15 protein-coding genes and 1 tRNA gene are annotated in these 15,081 nt (G+C 58.0%); 11 read left to right on the forward strand and 5 right to left on the reverse strand.

Going from position 1 to position 15,081, the window contains the following annotated elements; all coding sequences use genetic code 11:
* Window positions 1-121: 121 nt before the first annotated feature.
* The 3 genes from K3G63_RS16070 to K3G63_RS16080 form a co-directional block, all read right to left on the reverse strand.
* A complete protein-coding gene (locus K3G63_RS16070) occupies window positions 122-790 on the reverse strand; it encodes a phosphatase PAP2 family protein (RefSeq protein ID WP_220615158.1) in 669 nt (222 codons plus the stop codon).
* Window positions 791-908: 118 nt separating this feature from the next.
* Window positions 909-990: transfer RNA gene (locus K3G63_RS16075), tRNA-Leu, on the reverse strand.
* Window positions 991-1,122: 132 nt separating this feature from the next.
* Window positions 1,123-1,839 carry a phosphatase PAP2 family protein gene (locus K3G63_RS16080; protein ID WP_220615159.1) on the reverse strand — a complete coding sequence of 239 codons (717 nt, stop codon included), beginning with the start codon at window positions 1,837-1,839 and terminating at the stop codon, window positions 1,123-1,125.
* Window positions 1,840-1,913: 74 nt separating this feature from the next.
* Between K3G63_RS16080 and K3G63_RS16085 the strand changes: the two genes are divergently transcribed.
* On the forward strand, window positions 1,914-2,558 hold the full coding sequence (locus K3G63_RS16085; RefSeq protein WP_220615160.1) for a trans-aconitate 2-methyltransferase: 645 nt from the start codon (window positions 1,914-1,916) through the stop codon (window positions 2,556-2,558).
* A gap of 121 nt (window positions 2,559-2,679) precedes the next feature.
* Window positions 2,680-4,536 carry a M61 family metallopeptidase gene (locus tag K3G63_RS16090; RefSeq protein WP_259404523.1) on the forward strand — a complete coding sequence of 619 codons (1,857 nt, stop codon included), beginning with the start codon at window positions 2,680-2,682 and terminating at the stop codon, window positions 4,534-4,536.
* Window positions 4,537-4,626: 90 nt separating this feature from the next.
* Here K3G63_RS16090 and K3G63_RS16095 read toward each other — a convergent pair whose 3' ends face one another.
* Together K3G63_RS16095 and K3G63_RS16100 are read right to left on the reverse strand one after the other, a co-directional pair.
* Window positions 4,627-5,358 carry a Bax inhibitor-1/YccA family protein gene (locus K3G63_RS16095; RefSeq protein ID WP_220615161.1) on the reverse strand — a complete coding sequence of 244 codons (732 nt, stop codon included), beginning with the start codon at window positions 5,356-5,358 and terminating at the stop codon, window positions 4,627-4,629.
* A gap of 100 nt (window positions 5,359-5,458) precedes the next feature.
* Window positions 5,459-6,112 carry a hypothetical protein gene (locus tag K3G63_RS16100; protein ID WP_220615162.1) on the reverse strand — a complete coding sequence of 218 codons (654 nt, stop codon included), beginning with the start codon at window positions 6,110-6,112 and terminating at the stop codon, window positions 5,459-5,461.
* A 120-nt stretch (window positions 6,113-6,232) separates the two neighbouring features.
* On the opposite strand from K3G63_RS16100, the gene K3G63_RS16105 reads away from it, so the two are divergent.
* The 9 genes from K3G63_RS16105 (at window position 6,233) to K3G63_RS16140 (ending at window position 15,039) form a co-directional block, all read left to right on the forward strand.
* Window positions 6,233-6,808, forward strand: a complete 576-nt coding sequence (locus tag K3G63_RS16105; RefSeq protein ID WP_220615163.1) for a hypothetical protein — start codon at window positions 6,233-6,235, stop codon at window positions 6,806-6,808.
* Between the two features lie 93 nt (window positions 6,809-6,901).
* Window positions 6,902-7,918 (forward strand): MBL fold metallo-hydrolase, encoded by a 1,017-nt coding sequence (locus tag K3G63_RS16110; protein WP_220615164.1) that lies wholly within the window; start codon window positions 6,902-6,904, stop codon window positions 7,916-7,918.
* A gap of 73 nt (window positions 7,919-7,991) precedes the next feature.
* Window positions 7,992-8,327, forward strand: coding sequence for a DUF6678 family protein (locus K3G63_RS23190; protein ID WP_409070874.1), 336 nt, complete (start codon window positions 7,992-7,994; stop codon window positions 8,325-8,327).
* Between the two features lie 205 nt (window positions 8,328-8,532).
* Window positions 8,533-10,014, forward strand: a complete 1,482-nt coding sequence (locus K3G63_RS16115) for a sodium:solute symporter (protein ID WP_220615165.1) — start codon at window positions 8,533-8,535, stop codon at window positions 10,012-10,014.
* 126 nt (window positions 10,015-10,140) lie between these two features.
* Window positions 10,141-10,632, forward strand: a complete 492-nt coding sequence (locus K3G63_RS16120) for an energy transducer TonB (protein ID WP_220615166.1) — start codon at window positions 10,141-10,143, stop codon at window positions 10,630-10,632.
* Window positions 10,633-10,771: 139 nt separating this feature from the next.
* A complete protein-coding gene (locus tag K3G63_RS16125; RefSeq protein ID WP_409070873.1) occupies window positions 10,772-12,622 on the forward strand; it encodes an ABC transporter ATP-binding protein in 1,851 nt (616 codons plus the stop codon).
* A 318-nt stretch (window positions 12,623-12,940) separates the two neighbouring features.
* A complete protein-coding gene (locus tag K3G63_RS16130) occupies window positions 12,941-13,507 on the forward strand; it encodes a hypothetical protein (protein WP_220615168.1) in 567 nt (188 codons plus the stop codon).
* Entirely contained in the window at window positions 13,507-14,040 is a 534-nt protein-coding gene (locus K3G63_RS16135) for a hypothetical protein (protein ID WP_220615169.1), read from the forward strand. The genes K3G63_RS16130 and K3G63_RS16135 overlap by 1 nt, the downstream gene beginning before the upstream one ends.
* Before the next feature lie 105 nt (window positions 14,041-14,145).
* The gene (locus tag K3G63_RS16140; protein WP_220615170.1) at window positions 14,146-15,039 is read left to right on the forward strand and encodes a DUF2911 domain-containing protein; all 894 of its coding nucleotides are present in this window, start codon (window positions 14,146-14,148) and stop codon (window positions 15,037-15,039) included.
* Window positions 15,040-15,081 lie beyond the last annotated feature (42 nt).

The raw sequence follows: 15,081 nt of genomic DNA on the forward strand, positions 1-15,081 counted from the left end.
ACTGATAAGTTACCAAAGTGGTATGGCAAGCAGGCAGCGTATCAGGCCATTCGTCCTCCTGGCTACCCTTCTGAAGCATACGGGGCAGGCTGGATAAAGTCGGCGTTACCTCTCCACAACTTCACAAGTTAACTTCTTCCCGCCACCAAAGCCGCAGGGCGGTGCGCAGCAAAATCAGCCAGAGGAGGCCGGCCGCGAAGCCGGCCGCTACATCGGTGGCGTAGTGCACGTGCAGGTATATCCGGGTCAGGCCAATGAGGACAGCAAACAAAACCAACGCTGTGGCCAGCAGTGGGTGGCGGCGGTGCCGCCACAGCAGCCAAGCCAGGCAGCCGTACAGGGCCAGACCAATCATGGCGTGTCCGCTGGGAAAACTCAGCCCCTGCTGAAATACCAGGGCGGAGGCGGGCCGCACGCGCTGGAAATGCGTTTTCAATACCTGATTCAGCAGCGCGGCACCCGCTACAGCCAGCAGCACTTCCAGCGCCTCCCGGCGGTGCCCGCGCGCGCGTAGCGTGACCGGGATGCCCACTCCGGCCGCTACCAGGAAAGGGAAGGAAGCAAAGAAGGTAAGCCCTGCTACTACTGGCGTCAGGTAGGGGCGGGTTGCGCGCAGGGCATCCATCTGCTGGAACGCCCAGTTATCGAACTGCACCGAGTGGGCAACGAACACAACCCGGGTCAGATAGAAAAACAGGAGGGCCGCCCCCAGAAATACACTGCCCACTACGGCTACCTCGACCGTTAAAAAGCTAAAGACCGCAACCAGCCGAGCAGAAAAGGATTTCATAAAGCGCGGATGTAGCAAACTGCCTGAGCGTACGCTACCCAGATGGTGAGAGGCTACCGAGGGGGTAGCGCGGGAAGCTACAAACAAAAAAGCCGATCCATTCCTGGATCGGCTTTCGTGCGCTCGGAGAGACTCGAACTCTCACACCTTTCGGAACTGCCGCCTGAAGACAGCGCGTCTACCAATTTCGCCACAAGCGCAGCTCTTTTTATCATTTGACCGCCGTGGTGGTTGTCATTTGATGCTGCAAAGATAGGGGGCTTTTTTGCCCCGTGTCAAGCTTTTGCTTAAAAAAACCTCATAATTTTTTTCAAAAAAAGCGTGATTTCACGCTATACAGGCTGTTTTTCAGCGGATTGCAGCTCCGTTTTGAATCGTTTTTTTACTACAATTTCTAATTGTTTCAGCAGCGGAATAGCCACCACCAGCCACGCAGCCCCCGCCGCAAAGCCCGCCAGCACATCGGTGGCGTAGTGCACGCGCAGGTACACGCGGGTTAGGCCGATGAGCAGAATTAGGGCTACCAGCCCCGTTACCAAGGCGTAACGCAGGGCTGGTCGTCGCACGTGCGTCCAGACCAGGTAGACGAGCAGGCCGTAGAACGAGGCCGATATCATGGCATGGCCACTTGGGAAGCTCAGCCCCGAGGCCGAGGTGAGTGGCAGCAAGGGCCGGGGCCGCTGGTAGAGCTGCTTGAGCACCAGATTCAGGCTAATACTACCCAGCGCTACTACGGGCACCAGCAGCGAGTACCAGCGGTGCCGCCGCACTAGCAGAAACCAATTGATCAGCAGGCAAGCCGCCGCGGAGATAAAATTGCGCGAGGCCAAGAACGTAATGCTTTCTACCCACGGCTGCCGCTCGGCCCCCAGCAGCTGCCGTGCCCACCGGAAGGCCGCCGCATCGAAGGTGGCCGCATCCTGGTCGAATACCTCGCGTCCCAGGGCCAGAAACGCCACTACCCCCAAAGTGCCCAAGGCCAGGGTAATGGCAAATTCGGTGAGAAATAAGGTGAAGCCGGCCAGCAACCGGCGCAGAGCTGTTGTCATACTTCCTGATACGATGCCCGCCACATTTTCGGACGCTACCTCCTCCGGTGCGCGGCATCCTGATAGCTTTGCATATGCCCCGTCTTCCCGATTCTGGCTTCGATGTAGTAGCTGCCTTTTATGATCCGCTGGCGCGGCTGGTGTACGGGCGAGCCTTGCAACATGCTCAGCAAGCAGCGCTGGAAGCTGGCGTACGGCCTGAAAGTAGGCGTGTGCTTATCATTGGGGGCGGCACTGGCTGGGTGCTGGGCGAAGTGCTCCGGCGCCAGCCCGAGGCGCGGATACTCTACCTGGAAGCTTCCCCGCAGATGGTGTATCGTAGCCAATGGTGGCTTACGCGGCATTGCCCTCAACATAGCGGGCAAGTCGAGTTTCGGGTGGGTACGGAAGTTGCCCTGCGGCCCGAGGAGCAGTTTGAGGTTGTCATTACCTTTTTCTTTCTGGATTTGTTTGAGCCCGTGCGGCTGCGGAGCATCGTAGCCCGCCTTGGCCTGGCCTTACACCCGGCCGGCGCGTGGCTGCTCGCCGACTTTGCTGCTCCCCGCCGCTGGTGGCAACGGCTGCTGCTCCAGCTTATGTATTGGTTTTTCGGAGCTACTACCCAGATCAGCGCCAGAAAGCGCCCTCCCATTGAAGCCGAGCTAAGGCAGTTAGGCCTGCACTGTGCCCCGGCCGGAAGGTTTTTCCGGGGCATGGTTGAGGCCAGCGTGTGGCGGTAGCCCCACTTCAGGAGGCCACGACTTGCTTTCTCCCTTCTAGTTTCTACCCCCAACCCTATCAGCTCTGCTAAAGACCTGTTAGGTTAGCGTTTCCTTTCTATTCTTTTCTATTTCTCTGCGTATGACGATGCGGAAAACTGCCGCCCTGCTGCTGCTAGCCCTACCCCTCGCACTGGCCCGACCCGTTCAGGCCCAGGCGCCGGTTCAGTACAATCTTTCCTTCCCGAATGCCGCGCACCACGAAGCGCGTATCACCGCTACGTTTCGAGAGTTGCCCGCCGGACCGTTGCAAGTGCGGATGGCCCGCTCCTCCCCTGGCCGCTACGCCCTGCATGAGTTTGCCAAGAACGTATACGATGTGCAGGCCACGGACTCTAAGGGGCAACCTCTGTCGGTGGTGAAGCCCGACCCCTACGGCTGGACGGTAGCCGGCCACGATGGCACCGTGACGTTTACCTACACTCTGTTCGGCGACCGGACTGACGGCACCTACGCTGGCATTGATGCCCGCCACGCTCACCTGAACATCCCCGCCACCCTGGCGTATGCCCAGGGCTTGGAGCAGCGCCCCGCCGAGGTGAAGTTTGCCCTACCCCAGGGCTGGACGGTAGCCTCCCAGCTACGCCCCGATGCGGGCGGTGCCACCTGGTACGCGCCCAACCTGCAGTACCTCATGGATTCGCCTACCTCCCTGGGCCCGCAGCAAGTGCGCACTTGGCAGGAACAGGGCAAAACCATTGAGCTGCAGGTGCTGCACGAGGGTACGCCCGCCGAGTTGGATGCGTACACCGAGCAAACCAAGAAGATTGTACGCGAGGCCGCTGCCATCTTCGGCGGCCTGCCCGACTACGATTTCGGGCGCTACACCTTCGTGGCCAACTACCTGCCCCAGACTAGCTCCGACGGCATGGAGCACCGCAACTCTACCAGCCTCACCAGCAACCGCCCGTTGCGCGGCCCCAGCGCCATCGATAACCTGGGTACCGTCTCGCACGAGTTTTTTCATAGCTGGAACGTGGAGCGCCTGCGCCCCCAGGACCTGGAGCCCTTTGACTTTCAGCGCGCCAACATGAGCAGCAACCTGTGGTTTGCCGAGGGCTTTACCCAATACTACGGCGACTTGCTGCTGCGCCGCGCCGGAATATTCACCGATGAGCAGTACTGCCAGGAAGCCCTTAGCGGAGTGGTGGATGCTATGCTGACCATGCCCGGCCCGAAGCGCTACTCGCCGGTGTACATGAGCCAACAGGCGCCCTTCGTGGATGCCGCCGCGGCCATCGACCCCAACAACCGCTCGAACACCTACCTAAGCTACTACTACATCGGGGCGGGCAATGCCTTGGCCCTGGACTTGCAGCTGCGCCAGCGCTTCAAATCCGACCTCGACACGTATATGCGCGCGCTTTGGAAAGAGCACGGCCAGCAGCAGAACTACGCCCCCGCCAAGCCCTACACCCTCCGCGACCTGCAACGGGTGCTGGGTCAGGTAACTAAGGATACCACCTTTGCCGGCCAGTTTTTCCGTCAGCACATCACCGGCCACGAGGCGCATAACTACGAGCAGCTCCTGGCCCCGGCTGGGTTGCTGGTGCGGCGGGCCCACGCCGGCCAGGCCACGCTGGAAGCCCGCCTACAGTTCAACCCCGACAGCAGCGCCACCTTGGGCACTACCCTACTGGGTAGCCCCTTCTACCTCGCCGGCCTCGACCGGGAAGACGTGGTGCTGAAGCTGGATGGCCGTAAGCCCACTAATGCCAAGGAAGTGCAAAAGCTCCTGGCGGCTCACAAACCCGGCGACGTCATTCAGGTGGAAGCCCGCGCCCGCGACGGGGTGCGCACCGTACCGGTTACCCTCCAGGAAAACTCTGACCTCGAAGTGGTGCCCTACGAAAAAGCTGACCGCCCCGTGAGCAAAGCTCAGAAGAAGTTCCGGGACGAATGGCTGAATGCCAAGGCCAAAGCAACGGCAAAGCGGTAGCCCGCATTCCCTACCCCTCCGAAACAAACAAGCCCCTACCTCACAGCTGCGGGGTAGGGGCTTGTGGTGAGTAGAACTCTTTCCCTGCTATTAACGCCGACGGCCGAAAATGCGCAGCAAAAACAGAAACAGGTTGATAAAGTCGAGGTAGAGGGTAAGAGCCCCCAGCACGGCGGCTTTGCGGTCCGTGGCCTCATCTTCCAGACCCACAAAAGCCAGGGCTTTCAGCTTCTGCGTATCGTAGGCGGTTAGGGCCACAAACAGAATAACGCCAATAAACGAGGTGATGGTGTGCAGCACCGAGTTCAGCCAGAACATATTCACCACGGAAGCAATGATAAGCCCTACCAGGCCCATCATCAGCACATTGCCCCAGTGTGCCAGGTTCGTGCGCGTGAAGTAGCCGTAGAGGCTCATCACGGCGAACGTCCCGCCTGTTACGAAGAAAGTAGAAGCAATGGAGTCAGCGGTGAAAACCAGGAAAATCACGCTCAGGGTAATGCCACCAAGGGCCGAATACGCAATGAATGCGCCCGTGATGGACGAGGCCGACATGTCGAAGGCGCGGCTGGAGATATAGCCAACCACAAACATTTCCAGCAGCAACAATCCAAAGAAAACCAGGCGGTTGCCCACCACCACTTCCACTAGTTCGGGCATGGAGCTAACGAGCATAGCTACCCCACCGGTCAGGGCCAAGGCGCCGGCCATCCAGCCGTACACTTGCTGCATAAACGTGCCCTGAATGCGGGCAGCCTCTTCAGCGCTGATGTGCAAAACCGGCTGCACTTCCTCTTGCTGCTCGGGTACAAATTCTTCCATGAAGTAGATAAAGTAAGGGATTAGAAAAATACAGTTGGCGTGCCTAAAGTACAGATTTTAGCGTATGCTGCTGCTCCGTTTAGCTCCATTACTTAGCAGATTATTCGCCCGTGTAAAGGCGCCAGGCCAGCACCAGCAGAAAGCCCACTACGCCCAGCGCTAGAATGCGCAGGCCATGGGCACGGTCCTGAGGAATGAAACCATACACCTGCCGACCATCGGGCAGTTGCTTTTTATGCGAGTACAGGTGCCAGCCGATAAACAGGGCAATGACACCGCCCAGCAAGGCCGTTACGTAGCCAAATACTACCCAGGCTTTTTGGCGGGGCTCGGGCTGGGCTAGGTCCTGAATGCGTTGCTGCCGCAGCCGTTCCGTGAGAGCCGGGCTAACGTCGTGGCCGCGCTGGCGCAAGATGCGGCGGGCCAGGGCCACATCGAAACTATTCCACTCGTCGGGCTTCAGCAGGATGTCGAGTAGCTCATCATCGGTGAAGTTGAAGAGGTAATGGTCGGCGGGGGCGTTGGCGGTTAGCTCGTCGCTGGCGGCCAACTCCAGGGCGTGAGCGCGCTCAAAGTCCTCGGGGCGCAGCTGCACCACGAAGTAGGTGCTAGTAGGGTTAAAGGCAAACGACGGGTCGATGCGCGGCTGATCGAAGGCGGTTTCGTAGGGAATATCCTGCTCGTGCAGCAACTGGAGCAGAGGCTGAGCAACTTCCACGGAAGCAAACCGCTGATAGGATTGATAGTCAGACATAGGGTAGCAAGGTAAACGGCGGTGAAGGTGGCAGTTTTTTCCGGGCTGGGCACGGTAACGGGGCGCGTAGCGTTTCGTACCTTAGATGCCGGTTCACCCAACGGCTCCGGCCGCCCTCCTATGCTCCGATTCCTTTCCCTTCTCACCTGCGGCTTATTGCTGGCCGGCGCGGTTCAGGCCCAAGTTCAGGCGCCGGAACAGCCCGCGCCTACCCCCCGCCTCGGCCTCAAGCCTTCGTACAGCCTCAATGCCGGGGCCATGTTTGCGGGCCGTTACGGCTCAGCCACCTACCTCAGCCCTACGGTTTCCGCGCCGGTTACCAACCGTTTCTCGGTATTTGGCGGCGTTACTTACATGCGCGTGATGCCGGGGGCAGCGTACCTGCCCTTTGGTGAGGCTGGCCGCATCGGGGCCACGGCCCAGAACCGCTACCTCATTCAGGGCGGCGGCCAGTATGCCTTGTCGCCGCGCGTGACCCTGACGGGCTCGGCGTGGAAAGACCTGACGCCTACCTCCGGTTTTCAGGTGAACCCCTATGCTGGTTTTGGGGGCAACTTAGGCTCCGGCGTGAACCTGCGCGCCGACTACCACATCACCGAGAACTTCTCGGTGTCGGGTGGGGTGCGGGTAAGCAACGGTGCTACGGCCTACCCCGGTGCCTATTCGCCGCTCTACGGGCCGGGCGGGTACTGGTAACCGTATCATCACGCAGAACTTGCCAAAGCCTCGGGAATCTTCCGGGGCTTTGTTGTTTCTTTGACTACCTACTTTCTATCCTTCTTGCCGCGTATGGCCCCTACCCCTCGCTTCGTCCGCAACCCGCAACTGGCCACCATCAAGCCCAACTACCCTGGCAACAAAATGATAGGGGCCGAGTACTGCAACGGCGAGGAGCTGTACGAGCCCAATTTCGGCACCGTTATTAAATGGCAGCTGAGCGAGAATCCGCAGAAAGAAGAGAAAAAGGCCGATACTTGGGCGCCGGAGGTGGTAGACTGCACGGCATTTCTGCAAAGCCAGGAAGACGGCCTGGTGTGGCTGGGGCACGCCTGCTTTCTACTGCGCGTCAGTGGCAAAACCATCCTGTTTGACCCGGTGCTGTTTTCGTCCATAGGGTTGCGCCACCGTCACCCCCTGCCCTGCCGCCCCGAGGACCTGACGAACCTCGACTACCTGCTGCTCAGCCACGGCCACCGCGACCATCTGGACGAAAAATCCATCAAGCTGCTGGCCCGCCAGAATCCGCAGCTGCGTGCGTTCGGTCCCCTAGGCATGGCCGGGCTGGTGCGCGGCATGGCCCGCACGCTGCCGGTGCAGGAAGCCGGCTGGTGGCAGCAGTTCGACTTAGGCCCGGATGCACCGTTCGAGCTGTTTTACCTGCCCGCCTCACACTGGCACCGCCGCGGCCTCTTCGACCTGAATACTGTGCTCTGGGGCTCCTTCCTGCTCCGCCTGCCTGATGGCCGAACCCTTTACTTTATGGGCGACACATCGATGGCCGACCACTTCGAGGCCATTGAAAAGCAGTTTGGCCCCCTGGATGTGGTGCTGCTGCCCATTGGAGCCTATAAGCCGCCCTACATGATGCAGATGAGCCACGTAAACCCGCACGAAGCCGCCAAAGCGGCTAACCTGCTACGGGCCGGCCACCTGGTGCCCATGCACTACGGCACCTTCGACCTGAGCGACGAACCCGCCTCTGAGCCCATCCGGGAACTGCAGATGGTAGCCAATGGCAAAATGCTGCGCGGAGAGCTACACGTACCGGCCGTGGGGGAAGTGCTGCGCTGGCAGGACTGGGAATAAGCTTGGTTGTTGGCTAGATGATTTCTGGCTCCGTTTGCTGCTGATTAATACTAACAAGAACGTAATACGTGTCATGTCAAGGACGTCTATAGAAGTAATTGAAAGCCTAATAAACAGTTACAGCTGCGAGCTGCGGCTGAAAACAATACACGAGCCCGAGCCGGCGGGTTGGTGCAGGTGGATTATTCAACCAGTGCCAGGCTACATAGAGTCGTCTACGGCTGGACCTTGCCCTGCTTATGAAGTGGAATGGGTGGATATCAATCCCATTGTAACTATTCACATTGGGCGCTTAGTTAAAGACAAGTACGTCAATTATCAGGCAGAATTAGAAGCCCAGCTCACCGCTGCTCGCGTTGCTTGGCAACATATTGATGGCCTGCTCCGCATTCACTTGCTGCACTCTTAATATAACATTGAACTCTAATAAAATTACCTCGATACGCTCTTATCAGTTGCCAAGTGTCGGTTGGGGCATTACGCACGAGTATGCGCCATTGTTGATTGGTTGTTGGTAGCTTTGAAATCTGTTTTCAATTGATGTGGCTGCCACTTGTCGGTTTGCGCTGTAGCAACCTGGCAACCGGCAACTGACAACCGGCAACTGATCCTCCATGTCTCCTACCCTCGTGCTGAGCCTGATTGCAGGCTACTTTGTTGTTCTCATCATTATTGCCTACCTCACCTCCCGGAAGGCAACCAGCGAATCGTTTTTCATTGCCAACCGCAATGCGCCCTGGTACATGGTGGCCTTCGCCATGATTGGCACGTCGCTGTCGGGGGTAACGTTTATTTCGATTCCGGGCATGGTGGCGGGGCAAAGCTGGAGCTACATGGCCGTGGTGCTGGGCTACATTGTGGGCTACCTCGTTATCGGCACGGTGCTCATGCCACTGTACTACCGCATGCGGCTGGTAAGCATCTATACCTACCTGGAGCAGCGGTTTGGTTTCTGGAGCTACAAAACCGGGGCTTTGTTCTTCCTGATTTCCCGGGCTGTGGGGGCGGCGTTCCGGCTGTTTCTGGTGGCCGGCGTGCTGCAGTTTGCCGTGTTTGATCAGTTGGGGGTGCCGTTTGCGGTTACCGTCACGATCAGCATCTTCCTGATTTACCTCTACACCTTCCGCGGAGGCCTCAAAACCATTCTCTGGACCGATACTTTCCAGACCTTGGCCATGCTGGTGTGCGTGGGGGTGAGCATCTACCTGATGGCCGATGAGCTGAATCTGGGCTTTGCCGGTTTGGTGAAAACGGTCAAGGAAAGCTCCATGTCGCAGATTTACTTTTCCGACCCCAAGGACGACAAGTTTTTCTGGAAGCAGTTTGCCTCCGGGGCCTTCATTACCATCGTAATGACCGGCCTCGACCAGGATTTGATGCAGAAGAACCTGAGCTGCCGCAACCTGCAGGACGCCCAGAAAAACATGTTCTGGTTTACCCTGGCCATTGTGGTAGTGAACGTGTTCTTTCTTTCGCTGGGCGTGCTGCTTTACCAGTTCGCAGCGGCCAAAGGTATCAGCCTGCCTACCAACCCGGCTACTGGCAAAGTCATCGGCGACAATGTGTTTCCGCTGCTGGCCACCAACCACTTCTCCCTGTTTGCGGGCATTGTGTTCATCCTGGGCATTATTGCCGTAACCTACGCCTCCGCCGACTCGGCCCTGACTGCCCTGACCACCTCCTTCTGCGTGGACATGCTGGTTATCAGCCGCTACCCCGAGGCCCAGCAGAAACGCATCCGCCAGGCCACCCACTTCGGTTTCTCGCTGGTGCTTATCGTTATCATCCTGATTTTCCGGGCCATCAACGACCAGAGCGTAATTACCTCCGTGTTCAAAGCGGCGGGCTACACCTACGGTCCGCTGCTGGGCCTGTACTCCTTCGGCATCTTCACCAGCCGCGGCCTGCACGATAAGCTGGTGCTGCCCGTGTGCGTGGTAGCGCCCCTGCTAACGTGGTTTATCAATGCCAACTCGAAAGACTGGTGGGGCTACGAGTTTGGCTTTGAAATTCTGATTCTGAACGGGTTGCTTACCTTCCTGGGGCTGCTGGCTATTTCGCGCCCTCGCAATCTGGAATTGAACCCTGTTGCGTAGGGGTTGTTTAGGGGAGACGTACCTTTGCATGTTGCCCAGGGCCTTCCAGCTTTAGGCAACATGGACAGCCGAACGTAGATGTAAGTTCTACTTGCCACTGTTTCAGTCCACTACCCTACCAACCCTATGAAACATCTGTTCTTCATCTTCCTGTTCGTAGCTTCGGCCGCGGGCGGAGCGCAGGCTCAGCAAACCACGGCTGGCTCTATGCCGGCCAAGCAGCCCATTGAGCTGAAGCCTGGCCGCATGCAGCCCCAGGCTAAGCCTGCGCCTAACCGGCCCGATGCTCCGCCGCAGTTTCCGGGTGGGGCGCAGGGCCTGAACTCATTTTTTCAGCAAAACTTAAAGTATCCGGAAGCGGCCAGCGTCAAGCAAATCAGCGGCAACGTGGTCATGACCTTCACCGTGGAAGCCGACGGCCATCTTACCAACCCTTCGGTGGTGCAACCCCTTTCCCCGGAGTGCGACACTGAGGCGCTACGTGTGCTGGGCCAGATGCCAGCCTGGAAGCCTGCCACCCGCAAAGGGCAGCCCGTTGCTACTCAGGTGCGCCTACCCATCCCCTTCGGCAACTCCCAGGGGCTGAACGTGGAGCAGGGGAAACCTAAATTTGAATAATGAACTGATGGAGAAGTGAGCAACCAAAAGTAAAAGAGCAAGAGGTGAGGAGTAGGAATCAGCCGCGAAACCAGCCGGATTCCTACTTCTCACCTCTTGCTTGCGCTTTTTACCGCTCACTTCTCGCTTCTATAAAAAAATGGCAGCCAGAAGCGGAATGAATACCAGTGGCCAAACGGAGGCTGACGCCCCCAAGGTCAAGCTTACGAAAGAGAATTTTCAACGTGGACTGCGGATTTTCCGCTTTGTGTTGCCGTACAAAGGCCCATTTATTGCGGGCCTGCTGCTACTGCTGCTTAGTAGCGTTTCTACCATGGTGATGCCCAAAATGCTGGGCTACATCGTCAGCGTGGCTAACCATGAGACCAAAGTCCTGCCGGTCTTCGCGCCCAAAACAATTACCGGCATTGCGCTGCTGCTATTCGGCGTGGTACTGCTGCAAGGTATATTTTCCTTTTTTCGCATCTTCTTTTTCTCACGAGTTAGTGAGTTTACCGTACGTGACATCCGCCGCGCCCTCTACCAAAAGCTTGTCACGCTCCCTATTCCGTTCTTCGAACAGCGCCGGGTAGGCGAAATCACTTCCCGCCTGACTTCGGACGTAGCTAACATTCAGGACACGTTTTCGCTGACGCTGGCCGAGTTTCTGCGCCAGATACTCACCTTACTGGCTGGTGTGGGCTTTATCATGTTGGAGTCGTGGCGGCTGTCACTCTTTATGCTGGCCACCTTTCCGCCGCTAGTACTGCTCGCGTTTTTCTTTGGGCGCAGCATCCGCAAACTGTCCAAGCAAACCCAGGACGAGTTGGCCAAAACCAATGTCATCGTGGAAGAGACACTACAGGGTATCAATTCGGTAAAGGCCTTTACGAGCGAAGAGTACGAGGTAAGCCGCTACACTGCTGGCTTAAGTCGTACTGTGCAGGCGGCCCTGAAGTCGAGCCTATACCGCGGTACATTTGTCTCATTTATCATTGTTGCCGTCTTCGGTGGCATCTTCCTAGTGCTGTGGCGCGGGGCTACTTATGTAGACTTACCCGAAGCCGACCCGCGCCACCTTTACATGAGCGACTTAGTAGAGTTTATCCTCTACACCATGTTTATTGGCGCTTCTGTTGGGGGCCTAGGCGAAATGTACGGTAAAATTCAGAGTAGCCTTGGTGCCACGGAACGTCTGCTGGAAATCCTGGATGAGGAATCGGAGCCGGTGCATCAGGCCCGACCAGCTAGCGCAACTCCCCTGCAGGTATACGGCGACATCCGCTACGAGAACGTGCAATTCCGCTACCCCACCCGCCCCGACCTGGCCGTGCTCAAAGACATCAGCTTCCACATTGAGGCAGGCGAGAAAGTGGCGCTGGTGGGCCCATCGGGAGCCGGCAAAAGCACCATTGTGCAGCTGCTCATGCACCTGTACCCGCTCAGTGGGGGTAGCATCAGCGTGGATGGTCGCGACATCAACACTCTGGACCTGACGGAGCTGCGCCAGCACATCGGCATTGTGCCCCAGGAAACGATGTTGTTTGGCGGTACCATCCGGGAAAACATTCTCTACGGCCGCCCCGGCGCGGCGGAGGCTGATGTTGTCGATGCCGCCCGCCGGGCCAACGCCTGGCAGTTCATTCAGTCGTTCCCTGAGGGGCTGGATACGGTAGTAGGCGAGCGAGGCATTAAGCTCTCGGGCGGACAGCGCCAGCGCATTGCCATTGCCCGCGCCATTCTGAAAAACCCCGCCATCCTGCTCCTCGACGAAGCTACCTCCGCCCTCGACTCGGAAAGCGAGAAACTGGTGCAGCAGGCCATGGACGAGCTCATGCAGAACCGCACCAGCATCATCATTGCCCACCGCCTCAGCACCATCCGCAAGGTGGATAAGATTCTGGTTATCGAGGGTGGCCGCATTGTGGAGCAAGGCACCCACGAACAGCTCAGCCACGACGAAAACGGCCTCTATGCCAATCTGCTCAAGCTGCAGTTTGAGCTAACCTAGGGTGCGGATTTAGGCGGACTACATGAAACGGGCGGCGCATTGTGCGCCGCCCGTTTTTATATTTGACAACTCTGTATACACACAATCATATGTCTACAACTCGTATTACTGTTGTTATGAAGGGAAATGCTTTGTTGGCCGATGAGGTAGCAGATATATTTTTTGGAGTGATAGAGAATGGTATACCTGCGGAACGAATGGATCAGCAAGCCCGTGATGCTGTATCTTTTATATGCTTTAAGCGTCCTATGGACATATCAATCTTTCGGCTGTATAATCTCTTAACTAACCTTGAGCCCAGAACAGAGCTATATATAAATGGGAGACAATACCCCTATAATTAGCCTCCCTACTACCCCTCCTACGTTCCAAGAGTACCAGCTAATTCACCAGACGCAGCAACGGCAGCGCTACCCGGAGTTGGCCAACCAGCAGAAGCCAGCTACCTCCGACCCGTGGAAACGCAAGGTGCAGTTATGGCTGGGCGTGCTGGCCGGGGCTGCGGGGTATTTTATCTGGTTCGAGCCCGCCGGCGGAGTCGGATACCTGCTGGTGTTCAGCGTGTTTACTGCGCTGGGGCTGTTGTACCAGTGGTGGGAATACCGCCGGGCTTTCCTGCAATATCAGCGGCGGCCGCAGCCGCTGGGGTTTCGGGTATCGGAAGCGGGCCTGGCCGTGCAGTGGCCCCAAGGCTGGCAGCGGCTACCATGGCCTACTCTCACCCGCGTGCAGCAGGTGGGCGACTGGCTCCTGCTCTACCCTGGCCCCGACTTTTGCTACTACCTGGATTTGCGGCAAGTGCCAGCCCCCTATACGGCCGTAGATGTGCTGGCTTTGATTGGCAAACAGGAAGTAAGCGGGCCCGCTCCTACCTTCGCCTCCTGATGAAGCCAACCCCCATCGTTCTGTCCGGCGTGCAGCTCTCCGCCGATGAATTTGTGGCCGTGAATTTTCGGCTTTGGCGCGCCCGCCCCCGCACCCGCCTGAACCACTGGATTCTGGGCGCGGCCATTGCGCTGCTGAGCGTGAGCCTAGGGCTGGAGGTGTACCAGAGCGGCCGGCTCCCACAGTCCTCTTCCCTGGTTTTTCTGGCGGTAGCAGTAGGGTACGCGCTGTTGCGCTTTGGGCTGGTGCGCTACCAGTTGCGCCGGGGGTACGCCAAGAACACGGCCGCCCACCAACCCACCGATTTTACCCTCACCGATACTGAAATCAGGGGCCGTAGCGCGCTGGGGCAGTTTTCTGGTAAGTGGAGCCTAATCCGGCGGGCCGTGTGGGTGCGGCCCCACTGGCTGCTGCTCTACCCCACCGAAGCCTCTTGCTACTACCTGGATATGCGCCGCCTGCAGGCTCCCGCTACCCCCGACGCCGTGGAGCAACTGCTTGCCACTCACCAGATACCGCAGCAACGCATCTGAGAACAGAGGTCTTGGTTTAGCATTCGGCTAAATTTCTGAGCTATGTGCTGGTTTTAGCTATTTTTACCGCAGCATCTAGTCTCTCTCACTTTGCTTGTTCACCCTATGATTACCTCGACTTTCCTGAAGTCCTCGTCGCGCACCCTGGGCGCTACGCTGCTGGCAAGCGGCCTGCTGTTGGCCTCGGCCGCCGAAGCCCAGATCAGCACGCCTCAAGCCAGCCCCAAAAGCACTGTGCAGCAGCGCGTGGGCCTCACCGATGTTACTATCACGTATTCGCGCCCCAGCCTGAAGGGCCGCACCGCCTTTGGCGGACTGGTGCCTTTCAGCAAGCGCTGGCGCACGGGTGCCAATGCCACTACCGCCATCAAGTTCTCGGATGATGTGACGGTAGAAGGCAAGAAAATCCCGGCTGGGGAGTACGGCATCTACACCATCCCGAATAAAACCGAATGGATTGTGGTGCTGAACAAGAGTACCAAGATGGGCGCCAACGTGGATGGCTTCAAGGATGACGAGGACGTAGCCCGCTTCACCATCAAGCCCTACAAGCTGGCCTCGAAGGTGGAAACTTTCACCATTAACTTCGCCGACATCACTCCGGCCACGGCCAGCGTGGACATGCAGTGGGAGCTGACCGGCGCCAAGTTTAAAATCACCTCCGATGTGGATGCCAAAGTAATGGCCCAGATTGAGGAGAAGGTGACCAAGAACGCCAGCCCTTCGGCCAACGACCTGGCCGCCGCCGCCGTGTACTACTACGACAGCAACAAGGACGCCAAGCAGGCGCTGGAGTGGCTACAAAAGGCCAACGCCACTGACCCCAAGTTCTGGAACGTGCACACGGAAGCCAAGCTCCGGATGAAGCTGAAGGACTACAAAGGCACCGTGACGGCCGCCGAACAGTCGCGCAAGCTGGCCCTCGACGCTAAAAACGCCGATTACGTGAAAATGAACGACGACCTGATTCTGGAAGCCAAGAAAGCCGGCAAACTGTAAGCTGCATCCTGCCCAAAGAAGTAAAAAGCCCTTGATTTCAGT

It is taken from the genome of Hymenobacter sp. HSC-4F20, assembly GCF_019599275.1.
Taxonomy (GTDB): domain Bacteria; phylum Bacteroidota; class Bacteroidia; order Cytophagales; family Hymenobacteraceae; genus Hymenobacter.